Raw genomic sequence first — 15,885 nt, 5'->3', positions numbered from 1 at the left:
TGGAGCCGCCGCCGGGACGGAAGGCGGCTCCTCCATGAATCGCCACGGCAAGCGGCGCCGGCTAGGCGACGGCGTTCTCGAACAATCACAGCGAAACATGAACATGAACGGAGCGGCTGACGAGGAGATTCTGACCAAGAGGAAGGAACCGAAGGCAGGTATCAAGAACATTGTTCCCAACAATCGAATTCGGTGATGCACGCAGGCACTTTCTGTGAGGTGCGCGCCGAAATCGGCCGTTTCGATGAAGAGTAGGTGTGAGGGGTGGAATCGCACGGTGGAAGCGGGGCAAGGCTTCGCAAGGGGTGAAGCAGGCGGTCGCGTACGCCTTCGGCGGGGTCTGTGACGCGACTCTTACCGCGAGAGACGCGGCCGGGGTGATCGCTGCCACGGATTATGCGGACGCGGTGATGACCCGGTACATCTGCGAAGACGGCGCGATCCGGGACGACCTCCTCACACGGAAGCAGTTGCGCCAGTGGGTGGACGGGCTAGACCCGATCACGGGTGAACGGCGCGGCCGCGATCTGGAGTCCCCGGTGGCTGATCTGGTGCTGGATGCGACGCTGAACGCGCCGAAGTCGTTCTCGATCGCCGCGATGCTGGATCCTGAGCTGAACGCAGCGTACGAGGATCTGCAGGACCGGCTGCGGGACCGCATCATTCATCTCTGGCAACAAGAGCTCAACGCTCGCCGTGGTGCCGGCGGACGGGTTCGGGAGGACCTGGCTCGGGTCGAAGTTGTCGAGCTGAAGCACGAACGCTCCCGGTCGCTGGATCCGCACAAGCACCGGCACCTCTGGCTAAATGTCAAAGTCCAAGGCAGGGACGGGCGTTGGTCCAACCTTGACACGAGGGTGGCCCTGAGGTTCCAGAACGTGATCAACGCGGAAGGCGACCTCGCCGCACGCACCGACCCGGCCTGGATCCACGCCCTGGCCATCAAAGGATTCACCCTCAACGCGGACGGAGAAATCGAGCAACTGGCGCACCTGGTGCGCCCGTTGTCCAAGCGGTCAGCACAGATCGAGGCCAACAGGTCGGCACGGTTGGAATGGTGGCGGTCACAGCATCCCGGTGAGGAAACGTCCCGGGACGTGCTGAACCAGATCGACCGGTGGGCATGGGCAACCGGTCGACCCAACAAGCCGGCGAACCTGGACGAAGACAACTGGGCGGGCATGATCCGGGACGAGATCCACACCGCCGACCCAGGGGTGACCGCGCGACCAGCCGTCACCGTGGCCCCGGTCGATGTCGCGGACATTGACCTGGCTCTGATGGCCGCGAAAGCCGTCGTGGATGCTGATGGCCGCTCCACCGGAACCGGTGGCCGGTTCTCAGTCTTCGATGTCCGCGCCGGCGTCCTCCGCGCCCTCGCCGCTACCGGACTGGTCACGGACAGAGAGAGCATTGACCGGCTTGCCGCGGACCTGATGGCGAAGGCGGTTGCCGTGCACACGGTCCGACTACTCGAGGACGATGTCGTGCCAGACCACGTGAAGCACCTGGTTGCCACGGAGACCGCGGTCGCGAAGAACAGGCTGGCGAACCGCCTGGAACTCCTGCCCGCCACAGGGGAAGCAGCACCAAGTGAGGCGATCACTCGGGTCGCGGCAACGGTCAGCAGGGACAAGAACCTCGACGAGGGACAGCTGGCCGGCGCAAGCATGATCGCCGGCACGAACAGGCTGGTGACGATCATCGGGGCCGCCGGGACCGGGAAGACCACGATGCTGAAAGTCGCGACCGCAGCACTGCACCTGCAGGGCCGGCGGATGGTCGTGGTCGCCCCGACAAAGAAAGCAGCGACCGTGGCGGGTCGGGAAACCGGTGCCGATGCATCCTCCCTTCACCAACTCCTGCACACGTACGGATGGCGATGGGACACCGATGCCGCCGGCCGCACCACCTGGACACGGCTGATGATCGGCGACACCGACCCCGCCACCGGACACCCCTACACCGGCCCCGGAGCGAACATAGTCCGGCGCCAGGACCGGATCGTGATCGACGAAGCCGGAATGCTCGACCTCGACGCGGCCAACGCACTTGTCGAACTCGTCAACGAGACCGGTGTGGGCCTGGCAGCCGTCGGTGACCCCAACCAGGCGCTGCCCGTCGGACACTCCGGCGCCATGGAACTCATTCGGCGCGCAAGCACAGCCCGGATCGCACTTACCGACATCCACCGGTTCCAGGACCCAGCCTGGGCGGAACTCACACGGGAACTTCGCGATGCTCGCGGTGCCGAGGAACGTCAGCAGGTTGCAGTACGCCTAGTGCGCAGCGGTCACGTCGCGCTGGTGAACAACACCCAAGAAGCGCTACAGACGATGGTCGACGGATGGTTCGACGCGACCGAAAGCCGGGCCACGATCTCACTCGTCACGGCCACTCACGCCGAAGCACAGGCCGTCGGAGAAGGAATCCAGGCCCGGCGGATCCGTGAGGGCTCACTGAGCATAGATCATGTCGCGACTGGTCAGAGCGGCCAGGCCATCTTCGAGGGCGACGTGGTGCAGACGCGACGCAACGACTCCACGACTGGTGTCGAGAATCGACAGAACTGGGTCATCACTCACATCAGCGCAGATGGCATCCTCCTCACCTCAACAACCGACTCGAGCAACGCACGGCGGATCAGTCACGCGTACGCTGCCATCCACCTTCACCTCGGATACGCCTCCACCGTCTATGGCGCGCAAGGAGAAACCACCGACCGCTCCATCGTCGGACCCGGCGTCGACGCCTCAGGCCTCTACGTCGGGCTCACGCGTGGACGCCACAACAACCAAGCAGTTCTCATCGCGGCTACCGCAAAAGCGGCAACCGCCGAGTTAGCCGACATGCTCCGCCGCTCGAGCGTCGAACACAGCCTCGGAGTTTCGCAAGAAGCAGCACAAACAGAACTATCCAGAGCCGCAACCGGCCAGGCCGTGACACCGGCAGAGACTATGCGGCCGCGCAGGACGACTGGCGTAGATCGCTAGGGAAGCTGGTAGGACCGACAGATCGGGATCGCCACTTGATTCCTCGCCTCAATCTCAGAGTTCCGCGCATCAAAGGTGATGATTGCGATGCCCGCGCGATCAGCCTTCACCGCAGCGCCCGGAAGACATCCCTCGGCATGGAAGATCAATCCTCGGCGACCATCCGACTCCGCGAGCACGGCGACGCGGTCCACCAAAGGCAGCCCGATATTGCCGCGGCCGTTGTCGACCACAGCCACGTAGCGCGAACTGTACAAGTCGCAGATCCTGGATGCCGCTCCCGCGGACGCAACCGTGTCTGCTTCGCCGAGAAAGATCATCCACTCCCGGCACAGCGCCACGGCATCGCGGTCATTGACACCATCGGGACGCGGAGCCGGACGATGACCAATCACACGATCATCATGACGCCAGCGCGCCACCCATCGAACCCCACTTTGGTACTGCACCCCACAGACAAGCCCAATGCAAGATGACTGGCTGGATCTAACCCTGCACATTCCTGGGACATTTCGCGGACATTTCCGGCCGTCGTTGCGTAGACTTTAGATCGGAGGTGATCCGATGTCGAGCGTTCTCAAGGCGCCGGCGCCACGGCGTAAGCGTCAACTGGCGCATGTACGTGCAGTCGAATCCGATCTCACCCCAGCGGTGAAGTCGCTGGCGGAGACATTGGGTAAGGCGCTGTTCGCCGTGATCGTCAAGCGGGATGTCAAGACGATCTCCCGCTGGATCGCTGGTCAGGGGCCGAGCCGAGACGAGGAGCAGCGCCGAGTCATCGACACGCTGCAGATCGTTGAGCTGCTCCTGACGAGTGACTCTCCGTCGGTCGTACGCGCCTGGTTCATGGGAATGAATCCGCAGTTGGATGACGAGAATCCGGCCGAAGTACTCGCGGCCGGGCGCACTCGTGAGGTCATGGCTGCCGCGCGCGCATACGTCGATGAGACCTGACGATGCCTGATGGCCCGGTCCTGGTTGAACCGCCCATCGAGATGTACCGGGTAGAGCGCTCGGAATCCGCGCTCAAGTTCTCGAGGATCAGGGCTGACGTGTCCGGTCGCGACAACGAGGGCAATCGCTTCGATGTCCCGGGCGCCGGTGTGCTGTATGCGGCGACAACGGCGCAGGGCGCACTAGCCGAGGTCACGGCGCCGTTCCGGCTGAGCGCGTCGGTGCGCCAGCTGATGGCGGAGGCCGGCGCGACCGCAGAGGAGCTCGAGGCGCCCGCGCTGGACGCCTCGTGGCGCGCTCCCCGCGTCATCCGGACCATTCGCAGCCGCGACGCACTGCCATTCCTCGACATCGAAGCCGCAGCGACCCACACCTACCTCACCGAGCGAGCCCGTACGATCCTCATCAGCCTGAGCGTGCCGACCTTGGACGTGGCCACCGTACGAGGCCCGTCCCGCCTGCTGACGAGAGGACTGGCCACCTGGATCTACCAGGCCGTCGACGACACAGGAGATCCGCTCTACGGCGGCATCCGCTACCTGTCGCGGCTCAGCACCGACTACGAGTGCTGGGCCATCTTCGACGAGACACCCGTGGAGCTCGTCAGCGAACGCCGCATCACACTCGACGACCCGGACCTGATTGCAATAGCGGAACGTCACGGCATCGTGTTGGCCTGAAGTCCTTGACCCTGGCGCGACCGGTCACGGTTGCCGATTGTACTGAAGGAGGCAGGCGGCTCTGCAGCACTCATGGAGCTTTCGGGCTCGCTCCTCGTCGCGGAGCTCCGCGGCGTCGGAGTGACCAGTGTTCCGCGATGATCGTTGCGCCCGTCGCGACCATTCGGGGCCATGAAGGTGCGGTCGTGTGCAGCAGCAGCCGGTAGTCAGGTCAGCACGCCAGAAGTGCGCGACGACGGGGAGTAACAACGGTGTGCGGAGGAAGCCTGTCACCAGGTGCTCTCCTGCCCTCCTCAATCAGCGCGACGAAACGTTCCAGTGCGGCCGCTCGATCTTCTTCAGGGAGTAAATCGAATGCCAGTGCCCGCATGTATTCGTCCTGTAAGCCCATACCGATCGGCCGTTCTCGCCGACAGCGGTTGCTCGCCACTGCGCGACCAGACATCTCGGCGTCGTGGGCCGCGTCAACTATCCACCGCCAGCGCCAGATCCACCGTTAATCCGGCAGACCCACGTGGTTGAGTATGGCGTTGCTGACGGCGCGCATTCCCGCCAGTGTTGGGTGGAAGAGCGCAGCTTCACGTTTGCGTCGGTCGGCGAAGTCCTGGACCCATGGTGTGGCGGATCCGATGGCGTGGGAATCGCTCGCGGCGGCAACGTCTATGAGTTCGGCGTGGGACTCGTGCGCTGCAATCGCGAATGCGTCCCTCAGATGGTCGGCGATGGTCCGGAAGCTCAGCAGCTCAGCGGTGGTGAACGGGACCGTGTGGGAGGGTATGGTTCTGGTGCCGATGATGGTGAGGTAGTTGACAAGCAATATGCGAGCGGACGGTGCCCGGTCGCGGACGGCTTTGACGATGTCGACGAGGCCCCGTGCAGCCGTGTTTACGTCCTTCGGATGGGGCGGTGCCGCTGTCGCCTTTGCTCGCATTCGGCGGCCGAGAGCACGCGTCACGGGGTGCGCATCGAGGCGACTCCCGTAGGCCGCGGAGAGGAGCGACCCCAAGTAGTGCAGGTCGTTGCCGCCTGCGGTGATCGTCACTAAATCCACCGGGCTGTCGCGCGGGATCGCCTCGATCTGTGGAGGGAAGCGATAGAGCCCGACGCGTTGTGGCTTCCGCAACACCGTCTCAGTGGTTGCGCCGCCGACCGTGGCATCGGTGAGATCTGCACCGATGGCGGCGGCAACCAGGTGGGCGTAGTTGTTGCCCGAACGGTTCGCGAGACGGTTGACGATCGGCGAAATTCCCGCTCCGGAAGCGAACGAACTTCCCAGCGCCACCATGCGCTTCACTACAAGCCTCCTCAGAGGGGACCTCGCCCATGCCAGACGGGCGATCCATTTCCTTGGCTTCCAAAGCTTTCGAGTTGTTCGGTTGCGTCGAAATTCGGGCCATCATCGACGGGTCGGTGCTCGCCAGCACACTGATGCCTACTCCTTCACGATCGAAGGCCGGGTGTGTGCGCCGCAACTGTATGACGAACTGAACGTCGCCCCGATGCGGTGCGGCCGGACACTGACATCAGCGGAACTGTGCACTTGTCTCACCGCCGACACCACGGTTGACGACGGGGAGGTCGGGCAGCAGTTCTTGCCATTCGCCTTGTTCGGTGATGGTATCGCCGAGGAAGACGATGCTGCCGGGAACAGGTGTGAGTTGGTCCAGTTGGTCGCGGCGGGTGCGCTGCGCACCAGTGAGGAACTGTGTTGCACCGAGGCGTCGCGCGAGGTACCCGAAGATTGCAATTGATGCTCGGGATCGTCCGGCGCTCATTGTGGTTCCTTCGCTGTGATGATCAAGTCAGTAGCGAAGTCCCCCGATTCGGCCCGGATGGCGATCAGTCCGACCCCGGTGGGCCGGACGACGGCCAGCGCGCGCCCCCGGTAAGTGACGCACCGATTGCCGGCATAGTCGTCTTCGGATGCCGGGTTGTCGCTTCCGACCCCTTGCAGGATGCCGTTGCCGGTGACGGTAATGGTGACGGGCTCCTCGCGTGGATTGTGCACGGTGCCGTGCCTATCGGTGAAGGCGATGTCGATGAAGGCGAGGTCTCGGTCGTTGGCGGTGATCTCACTGCGGTCTGCTGTGAGCGTGAGCGCGACGACGTCGTTGGCGGTGCGGATGCTGGAGCGGCCCGACTCCGAACCGTCGCGATAGGCCACCGCTGTGAGTTCGCCCGGCCGGTAGGCCAGTTCGAATGTCGCGATGTACCGGTGTGTCGGTCCCGCCGGCGCTCGCCCGATGCGCTTGCCATCGAGAAGTAGTTCGATCTCGTCGGCGTCTGAGTACACGTCCACCGTGAGTGTCGTGCCCTCATGCCCGGGCCAGCTCCAGCTGTTCAGGCTGTCGGTCCAGGTGTAGATGGAGGGCTTGAGCTTGTCGCGGGCGCCGGCGGGGGGAAGGTGAACGGCGATGTACGGCGTCGATCGCAATCCCCAGACGGTCTGCCGCCAGTAGGAGATCGTGCGACGTTGTCCGGTGATCCCGAGGTCCGCTGTCCCGGACAGCCTCCACGGGTAGTTGCCGAAGAAGGCTTCCTCGGCGGGCTTGTCCGCCCCGAGTCCTGCTTCTCCGGCGTACTCCCATGCGGTCCAGCTGAATTCGCCGATGACCTGCGGGTGACGCGTGACGTAGGGCCAGACCTCGTCAAGTTTGCCGGGCAGTCCTTCGGTGCCGAGGAGCAGGCGCTGCGGGTGTCGTTCGATGTCGAGCTCGTAGCGGCTGTACGCGTAGTTATAGCCGGAGATGTCGAGCTGCGACATCGGCTCCTCGAGCCGCTCGGTTGCGAGGTCGGAGACGACGAGGTCGTGGGTCTGTTCGCCGAGATCGCGCATGAAGGCGTTCACTCCGGCACTGTCCTCTTTCCCGAGCTCGGCCTTCAGGTCGTGGAGGACGGTCATCATCGGATTGATGGCGTTGGTCACCGGGCGGGTGTCATCGATCGCTTTGATCCAGTCGACGAGGTCACGTCCGAAGGTGGCGCCCCAGCTGTTGCCGGTGTCTGCTACCTCGTTGCCAATGGAATACATGATCACGCTGGGGTGGTTGTAGTCCCGTTCGAGGAGGGCGGTGAGGTCGCGTTGCCACCACTCGTTCAGGTCGATGCCGTATCCAAAGCCGAGGGTGGGAGTCATCCAACCATCGGTGAATTCATCGAGCACGAGCATGCCCAGTCGGTCGCATGCATCGAGTAGTGCGGTGCTGATCGGGTTATGCGCGGAACGGATCGCGTTGTACCCGGCGTCCTTGAGCAGCTGAACCCGACGCTCCTCCGCCCGGCCGATGGCGGCTGCACCGAGGACACCGTTGTCGTGGTGGATGCATCCGCCACGGAGCTTGACCTGCTGACCGTTGATGAGCAACCCGTCCTGAGCATCCCAGGTCAGTCTCCGGATGCCGAAGCGTTCCTCGTGGACCTCTTCAGTGCACGTGGTCGGCACCAGTCGGGTTCGCACCGTATGCAGAGACGGTGTCTCCGGGGCCCACAACTCCGGCTCCGACACCGCGAAGCGTTGCCGCAGCGGAGCGGACTCGCCCGGTCGAACCGATAGCCGGGACGACTCCGTCGCCACGACCGCGCCTGACGGTGCGATGACATCGCTGATGACGGTCACGGTGTTCAGTCGTTCCGAGTCGTTCTCGACTACCGTCGTGACGTCGATGACAGCTTTCGCCCTACTAGCGTCGACAGTACGGATCCGTACGCCGTTCCGGGCAATGTGCGTCGCGGCGCCGGTGAGCAGCCAGGTGTCGCGGTAGATGCCCAGCCCCGAGTACCAACGTGAGTCCAGGTGGTTGCGGCACTCGACGCGGATCTGGTTCTCCCCCTCGTGCAGGTACGGGTCGACACGGACCGAGAACGGAATGTACCCGTACGGCCGTTGCGCCACGAACGCGTCGTTGACATAGACCATCGCCCCGCGGTAGACACCGTCGAACTCGACCTCCATCCGGCCCTCCTGGAAGCCCGGCGGTGCAGTGAAGGTCTTCACGTATTCGATAACGTCCTCACCGTGGTAGCCGGTCAGCGCACCCGGTTTGTTCTCCGCGGAGCGGGGTTGGGAGATCAACCAGTCGTGCGGCAGGGTCACCGGCTCGGGTGGTTCGGCTTGGCCGAGAATCTCAAGGAAGGGGCTGGTCTGGTGGCGCACGCCCCAGCCGCTGTTGAAACTCGTCTTGTGCACGATCGGTCCTTATCGGTTCGTGGGTGTGCCGTTGGGTTGCATACAGGTGGAAGGCCCGAGGCTCGACCTGAGTCAGTCGACCGTGACCTGGGCGAAGAAGCCCCGGTTCTTGCCGTCGACCCGGGTTGTCCGGCCGATGCTGAACGTGCCGGTGAGGCGGATGTCTTCCGAGGATGCGCCGATGCGGGCGGTCATCTCACCGGCCTCGACCATCCACTGCATTTCCAGGTCGAGGAACGCGAACTGGGATGCACGGAGACGGAAGGTCACCGTGCGCGACCGCCCCGCCGCGAGGTGGACGCGCGCGAACCCCGCAAGTTCCTGGACCGGTCGCACCATGCTGGCCAGCTCGTCTCGAACGTAAAGCTGGACCACCTCGTCGCCGTCGTAGTCGCCCGTGTTCGTCACTCGGCAGGAGATCGTGACGACACCGTTCGGGTCGCCGTCGAAGTCGATCATGAGGTCGGAGTAGTCGAAGGCGGTGTAGCTCTTGCCCTGGCCGAAGACGAACAGTGGCTCCTTGGTGCCCTCTACGTAGCGGTTCATGATCATGGTGCCTGCGCTGCTAACGCTGTTGCTGCGTCGGTGGGCGGCATAGATCGGGATCTGGCCGACGTGACGCACCGCCGTCATCGGCAGCCGACCGGCCGGGTTGTACTCCCCGAACAACACATCCGCGAGTGCGGTTCCGCCGGTCTCGCCGGGAAACCAGCTCTCGAGCACAGCGTCGTAGTTCTCGGCGATGAATTCACTGGAAAGCGGTTTGGCGTCCATGTGCACCAGCACCGCCGGTGTTCCAGTTTCGTGGATCCGCCGCGCCAGCTCTTCCTGCACACCTGGTAGGCCGACGTCGGCGGTGTCGATCCCTTCGCCGGAAGTGGAGGAGCTTCCCCAACCGTACTTGCCGCCAAGGGTCAAGACGACAACGTCCGCGTCCCGGGCGGCCGCCACCGCCGCTTCGAACCCGGATCGATCGGTTCCGGCGACTTCGCATCCTTTGACGTAAAGGACCTCCGCCTGTGGGGCCTCCCGGCGGATCGCGTCCACGATGGTCGGAGTCTTTTCCCCGAACATGCCGCGCAGCGTCTGCTCCACCAGCGGCGGCTCGGAGCGGACGTCGCTGCCTTCGAACAGCGGCGCGAGCGGCGGAAGCTCGAGAGAGGCGGTGAGCTCCGGCAGGTCGAGCATGCCGGCCATCTCGGACATGGTGCCGCTCATCGCCAGGTCGATGGATGCCGGTCCGGTGTAGCAGCCGAAGAACAGGCGCACCGAGTCGGCGTGTGGCCCGATCACGGCGATCTTCTTGATGGAACGGCTCAGCGGAAGGATGCCGTCGTTCTTCAGTAGAACGATCGACTCGTGCGCGGCGGTCAGGCTGTGGGCACTCGTGCGCTCCGGGTCATATGCCTCAGGGATGAGGTCGGTGCGTGGGGAGCTGTTCTCGAACAGATTCAGCTTTGCCTTGAGTGCGAGCATGTTGCGGACCGCGCGGTCGATCACCGTCTCGTCCAACTCTCCGTTGCGCACCGCGTCGATCAAGCCCGGCCCGAACCCATACGGGGTCGGCAGTTCTACGTCCAGGCCGCCGGAGATCGCCTTGATGCCGCCGTCGCTCGGGTCCGCTCCGACGTTGAGGTCCACGGCGAGATTGATCGACATGTAGTCCGATACAACAAGGCCATCGAAGCCCATCTCCTCGCGCAGCAGATCGTGCAGGATGTGCTTGGACGTGATGATGAGCTCACCGTCGATGGTGCCGTAGGAGTTCATGACCGCCGCGAGGTCGGCCTCAGTGATAGCGGCCTGGAACGGCTTCGCGTAAACCTCGCGCAGCTCCCGTGGGGAGATCGGGTTCGAAGTCATGTTGAGGCCGCCCTCGGAGAACCCGAAGCCGAGGAAGTGCTTCCCCGTCGCCGCGACACCGTCTTCCAGATCCTCGCCCTGCAGACCGCGCACGAATGCGACGCTCATCGCGGCACACAGGGTCGGGTCCTCGCCATACGTCTCTCCGACCCGGCCCCATCGCGGGTCACGCGCGACATCCATCACGGGCGACAGTGCCTGCCGCACGCCGACGCTGAGCATTTGCTTGCGGACGATCTGCGTCATCCGTTCGATCGTCGCCGGGTTCCATGTCGCACCGAGCCCGATGGCAGACGGAAACACCGTCCCCCCTGGACCTGTCCAGCCGGAAACAGCCTCCCCATGCATGAGAGGCGGGACGTCCTCCCCGGTGCGTTCGGCCACCGATTGCTGCAGTGCACCATAGAAGGCCGCGTCCGCGGCTGGGCTTTCGCCGGTACTGATGCTTCCGAGCGCACCGACTCCGTTCGGGAAGTTCGCGAGACCTGCTTCTTCGTGCCCGGGGACGAGGATCGTGCACTGCAGTTGCGCTACCTTCTGCTCCAACGTCATCCGCTCGAGCAGCTCGTCGATCTGTATCCGGGTACGGGGACTGGTCTCGAGGTAGTTCGACATTGCTGGTTTCGTCCTTCGTCGTTGAAGCCGCGCGCCTCGCGCCACGACACACGAGTTTTCCCCGTGGTGGGAAAAACAGTAGGCGGCACGGCGCAGGGGAGTCAAGTCACGTCGCGAAAACAAATCTCCGGTCCGCTTGACGGGGGGACGAGGAGGCATCTATATTTTCCCCCATCCCGGGAAAAACACCCGCCCCGGGATCGGCGCTACCCCACTTCAAGGAAGAAGACCATGACCAACGCCTCCTCCGAAACCGCACCCAAAACGGTTTCCAACGCCGTGCAGTATCAAGTGAAGACCCGGCCGATGCGCCGTTACATGACCTTGTACTCGCTTGCCTCACTGGGCATCGCCGTCCTCTGGGGGACGCTGCTCGCCATTCTCGTTCCGCTACAAGTACAGGGCATCGAGTTCCACCACTTCTTCACCGGCGCCGACGCCAGTGTTAACCTGCAAGCCCTCACGACCCTTCAGGGCAAGGTGGCGGCGGGAACAGTCACGCCTAATGCGGACCAGCAGCGGCTGTTGCACTTGCTGTCCGAGTTCAACTCTTCCCGCGCCACGAGCCTGTCGGTCGTGTCATCGGTCGGGGTACTGGTCGGGATGCTGCTTGCCCCGATCATCGGTATCCTGTCCGATCGGACGAAGTCGCGGTGGGGACGCCGTGCCCCGTGGATCGCAGCCGGTGGCATCGGCGGAGCCGCGCTGATCTGCCTGATGCCGGTCGCACCCACCATCGCCGTTCTCGTGGTCATCTGGTCGATACTCCAAGCGGTCGTCGGCTTGGCGCAAGGTCCGCTCGTAGCTACCGTCGCCGACCGCGTTCCCGAAGCGCGCATCGGAGTGGTCTCGGGCATCTCCGGCCTTGCGTCCTACTTCGGCGCGATCATCGGCGCCGTGGTCGCAGGATCCTTGTTCGCCGCGATGGGGCTGGCGGCGTACTTCCCGATCGGGGTCGTACTCCTGCTCACCACGATGGCGTTCGTCCTATTCGCTCGGGACAACTCCTCCCGCGAGATGGTCACCAAACGACTGCGCTTCAAGGCGGTTCTGAAGTCCTACGGAGTGGCCCTTGCCGACGCGGACTACCGCTGGGCATGGATTTCAAAGGTGCTGTTGTACCTGGGCTACGGCATCAGCAGCGTCTACTCGCTCTATATGCTACAGAGCTACATCAGCCCTGCACTCTCGGCCACGCAGGCTGCGCAAACCGCACCGCTCCTGCAGTTCGCTGCTCTTCCCACAACGCTCATTGCCATGTTTGTGACCGGGCGCTGGTCGGACAAGATCGGGCGCCGCAAGCCGTTCGTAGTGGCCGCAGGCCTGCTCATGGGCGGCAGCTTCCTGATCCCCTTCATCTCGCCCACGCTTCCCGCCATGTTCATCCAGGTCATCATTACCGGACTCGGATACGGGACGTTCGTGGTCGTCGACCAGGCGCTCTTCATCGACGTTCTGCCCGACAAGGACGCTGCTGGACGTGACCTCGGACTCTCCTCCCTGGGGCAGAACCTCGGCAACGCGCTCGGACCCATCATCGCCGGCGCCGTCGTCGCCGCTTTCGCCGGCGCATACGCACCCGTGTGGCCCGTCGGATTCGTGCTCGTCGCCATCTCGGCAGCCCTGGTGCTGCGAGTCAAAGGAGTGCGATGACATCCGGACGACCGCTTCAGTTTCTTCCCGTACCGGGGGAAACTGTGGCGATCGCGCACCATAATCGACAGCATGACTGCCGAAAGCGATCTGATGACGAACAGCAATGACTCCAAACCACGGCGCGGTCGTCCGCGTCGCGTGGACCGGGAACGCATCATCGAAGCAGCCCGAGTGCTGGATCCGGCAACGTTGACGATGCAACAACTCGCCCTCGAGATCGGTGTCGACCGCAAGACGCTGCACTACCACGTCGAGAACCGGCAAACGTTGCTTCGGATGGTGGCGGCCGACGCCTTCCGGGAGGCGGTGGCTCAGCACCAGTTCACCCCGAAAGACGACTGGCGTCACACCCTTCGCTCCTTCGCGACCCTCACCCGCGCAGCGGTGATCAGCGCAGGAGCGTGGGCCAGCTACGTCGCCTTTGAGAATGAGCGAGACCTTGAGGCGGTACGGCCGGCCGAAGCCGCAGTAGGCTCCCTGATCGCGGCCGGTCTAGCAGAGACCGATGCCGGACGTGTGATCGCGCTCCTGGCCGAACTCGCTTTCGCCTCCGCCAGAGACCACACGGTGACCGGCGGTGGGACACATCCCCAAGAGCCCGAGCTGGAACAGGCTCTGAAAACTGCCCCGGACGGCGAGTTCGCCTTGATTCGTCGATTGGTCGGGGCGCACTCCTCCTCACTCGGTAGCGACGAACAGTTCGCCTTCGACGTCACCCTCATCATCCACGGCGTGGAGAAACTCCTCGCCGACAACCAGCAATAAGTAAGGACTTCCCTGCATGACGACGACCACCGCCTTCGAAGATGCCCTCGGCCAACTTGAGCACGGAGCCGCGCTCGACTCAGCAGCCGAAGGCCTCCTCGTCCAGCTCACGCCTGAGGAGAAGCTCTGGCTCCTCGACGGAGACCAGGAGTTCTGGCCGGCGATCGCCGAGATGTCGCAGGGATACAACAACCGTCCGATCGTGATGGGAGCGATCGAACGACTCGGCATCCCGGGCCTCCGCTTCAGCGATGGACCCCGGGGTGTGGTCATGGGGACCTCCACCGCGTTCCCCGTCTCCATGGCGCGCGGGGCAACGTGGGACCTCGAGCTCGAGGAACGGATCGGCGTGGCCATCGGCCGCGAGCTGCGGGCGCAAGGCGCGAACTTCTTCGGTGGCGTCTGCATCAACCTGCCCCGTCATCCGGCCTGGGGGCGCGCGCAGGAGACCTACGGCGAAGACCCCTACCTGCTCGGCGAGTTCGGCGCCGCACTGGTCCGCGGCATCCACCGCAACGCCATGGCTGTGGCGAAGCACTACGCCCTCAACTCGATGGAGAACGCACGGTTCACCGTCGACGTCGAGGCAGACGATGCCACCCTGCACGAGGTGTTCCTGCCGCACTTCCGTCGTGTGGTGGAAGAAGGCGTCGACGGCATCATGACCTCCTACAACTCCGTCAACGGGCAATGGGCCGGCCAGAACCAGGAGCTGCTCGAAGGGATCCTGCGCCGGGAGTGGGGATTCCGGGGAGTCACCGTCTCGGACTTCATCTCCGGGATCCGCGACGCAGCCCAATCCCTCGTGGCCGGGCTCGACGTCGAGGAACCCGCCCGACAGCAGCGCGCGGCCCACCTCCCCGAAGATCTCGACGCCGGAAAGGCCTCCTGGGAACACGTCGACCGCGCCGCACGCCGGATCCTCCGCACCCAGTTGGCGCACTACGCATCCGATCGGGAACCACAACCCGAACCTGCAGTGGTCTTCTCGTCAGAGCATCGGGCCCTCGCGCGCGAGGCAGCACAGCGCAGCATGGTCCTCCTTCGCAACGAGAACGTCGAGAAGACGCCCCTGCTCCCGCTCGACGAAAAGATGCTCTCCACCGTCGCCGTGATCGGCCGGCTAGCGAGCATGCCGAACACCGGCGACCACGGCTCCTCGGACGTCCACAGCCCCCACGTGACAACGGCCCTTGACGGCATCACCGCCGCGCTACCGCGCGCGTTGGTCAGCCATGTGGAAGCGGACGACGCGGACGCTGCGGCTCAGGCGGCCGCGAACGCGGACGTCGCGATCGTGGTCGTCGGCTATACCGCGGAAGACGAAGGCGAATACCTCGGCACCGACGCCATGAACAACCCGGAACTGCTCGCGCTCTTCCCACCTATGCCAGACGGGATGATGCTCGCCGGAGAACCGGCCGCCACCGCCAGCGCCATGGGCACAGCCGAAGGCGGCGACCGAGCCAGCCTGCGATTGCGCCCGATCGATGAGGAGATCATCCTCGCCACCGCAGCAGCTAACCCCCGCACCGTCGTGGTCGTCGTCACCGCTGGCGCCGTCATCACCGAGACGTGGCGATACTCCGTGCCGGCGACGCTGATCGCCTGGTACTCCGGCTGCGAAGGCGGTCACGCCCTCGCCGACGTGCTCCTCGGCAAGGCCGATCCCTCAGGGCGCCTGCCGTACTCGATCCCGACCAGCGAGGAACACCTGCCCTACTTCGACCGCAACGCCACCAGCATCGTCTACGACCGCTGGTTCGGACAGCGGATGCTCGATCGAGACGGCCACGCCGCCGCCTACCCCCTCGGCTTCGGCCTGAGCTACACCACGTTCCGCATCGATCATCTGGAGACAGAACCAGGCACCGGCGAGCACTTCACGGCGAAGGTAACGGTCACCAACACCGGCGCGCGCCGCGGCCGCCATGTCGTGCAACTGTATGGCGTCGTGCACGCCACAGACTTTCCCTCGCGCGTTCTCCTGGGATTCGTGCCCCTTGAACTGGGTCCGGGAGCGAGCAACACGATCTCAGTACACGGATCAACCCGGCCGCTGCAACGCTGGACTACCCACGGATTCGTGCCCGCCAGCACGCACGCCACATTGGAGGCGGCGGCCTACGCCGACGACCCGTCAGCCGTGACGGTCCCCCTCGATCTGCACTGA

At 64.5% G+C, this 15,885-nt stretch carries 12 protein-coding genes; 6 read left to right on the top strand and 6 right to left on the bottom strand.

What is annotated here, in order from left to right:
* Positions 1 to 305: 305 nt before the first annotated feature.
* Complete coding sequence (locus ACYVI5_RS07640) at positions 306 to 2,993, top strand: AAA family ATPase (RefSeq protein ID WP_460579687.1); 2,688 nt, start codon at positions 306 to 308, stop codon at positions 2,991 to 2,993.
* Here ACYVI5_RS07640 and ACYVI5_RS07635 read toward each other — a convergent pair.
* A complete protein-coding gene (locus tag ACYVI5_RS07635; protein ID WP_460579686.1) occupies positions 2,990 to 3,415 on the bottom strand; it encodes a hypothetical protein in 426 nt (141 codons plus the stop codon). The genes ACYVI5_RS07640 and ACYVI5_RS07635 overlap by 4 nt on opposite strands.
* 142 nt (positions 3,416 to 3,557) lie before the next feature.
* On the opposite strand from ACYVI5_RS07635, the gene ACYVI5_RS07630 reads away from it, so the two are divergent.
* A complete protein-coding gene (locus ACYVI5_RS07630) occupies positions 3,558 to 3,947 on the top strand; it encodes a hypothetical protein (RefSeq protein WP_460579685.1) in 390 nt (129 codons plus the stop codon).
* A gap of 2 nt (positions 3,948 to 3,949) precedes the next feature.
* On the top strand, positions 3,950 to 4,627 hold the full coding sequence (locus tag ACYVI5_RS07625; protein WP_460579684.1) for an RES family NAD+ phosphorylase: 678 nt from the start codon (positions 3,950 to 3,952) through the stop codon (positions 4,625 to 4,627).
* A 70-nt stretch (positions 4,628 to 4,697) separates the two neighbouring features.
* Here ACYVI5_RS07625 and ACYVI5_RS07620 read toward each other — a convergent pair whose 3' ends face one another.
* The 5 genes from ACYVI5_RS07620 to ACYVI5_RS07600 form a co-directional block, all read right to left on the bottom strand.
* Entirely contained in the window at positions 4,698 to 4,820 is a 123-nt protein-coding gene (locus ACYVI5_RS07620; protein ID WP_460579739.1) for a hypothetical protein, read from the bottom strand.
* 303 nt (positions 4,821 to 5,123) lie between these two features.
* On the bottom strand, positions 5,124 to 5,912 hold the full coding sequence (locus tag ACYVI5_RS07615; protein WP_460579738.1) for an SGNH/GDSL hydrolase family protein: 789 nt from the start codon (positions 5,910 to 5,912) through the stop codon (positions 5,124 to 5,126).
* A gap of 238 nt (positions 5,913 to 6,150) precedes the next feature.
* Positions 6,151 to 6,402, bottom strand: coding sequence for an SGNH/GDSL hydrolase family protein (locus tag ACYVI5_RS07610; protein WP_460579683.1), 252 nt, complete (start codon positions 6,400 to 6,402; stop codon positions 6,151 to 6,153).
* Complete coding sequence (locus ACYVI5_RS07605; RefSeq protein WP_460579682.1) at positions 6,399 to 8,813, bottom strand: glycoside hydrolase family 2 TIM barrel-domain containing protein; 2,415 nt, start codon at positions 8,811 to 8,813, stop codon at positions 6,399 to 6,401. Before ACYVI5_RS07605 ends, ACYVI5_RS07610 begins: the two co-directional genes overlap by 4 nt.
* A 72-nt stretch (positions 8,814 to 8,885) precedes the next feature.
* Positions 8,886 to 11,291, bottom strand: coding sequence for a glycoside hydrolase family 3 protein (locus tag ACYVI5_RS07600; RefSeq protein ID WP_460579681.1), 2,406 nt, complete (start codon positions 11,289 to 11,291; stop codon positions 8,886 to 8,888).
* 231 nt (positions 11,292 to 11,522) lie between these two features.
* Between ACYVI5_RS07600 and ACYVI5_RS07595 the strand changes: the two genes are divergently transcribed.
* The 3 genes from ACYVI5_RS07595 to ACYVI5_RS07585 all read left to right on the top strand — a co-directional run bounded on the left by ACYVI5_RS07595 (position 11,523) and on the right by ACYVI5_RS07585 (position 15,885).
* Positions 11,523 to 12,944 carry an MFS transporter gene (locus tag ACYVI5_RS07595; RefSeq protein ID WP_460579680.1) on the top strand — a complete coding sequence of 474 codons (1,422 nt, stop codon included), beginning with the start codon at positions 11,523 to 11,525 and terminating at the stop codon, positions 12,942 to 12,944.
* Positions 12,945 to 13,016: 72 nt separating this feature from the next.
* Positions 13,017 to 13,712: a TetR family transcriptional regulator gene (locus tag ACYVI5_RS07590; protein WP_460579679.1), complete on the top strand. Its 696-nt coding sequence runs from the start codon at positions 13,017 to 13,019 to the stop codon at positions 13,710 to 13,712.
* A 16-nt stretch (positions 13,713 to 13,728) separates the two neighbouring features.
* Positions 13,729 to 15,885, top strand: a complete 2,157-nt coding sequence (locus ACYVI5_RS07585; protein ID WP_460579678.1) for a glycoside hydrolase family 3 C-terminal domain-containing protein — start codon at positions 13,729 to 13,731, stop codon at positions 15,883 to 15,885.

The sequence above is a fragment of the Humibacter ginsengisoli genome (genome assembly GCF_054780095.1).
This window is presented reverse-complemented; position numbering and strand designations above follow the sequence as displayed.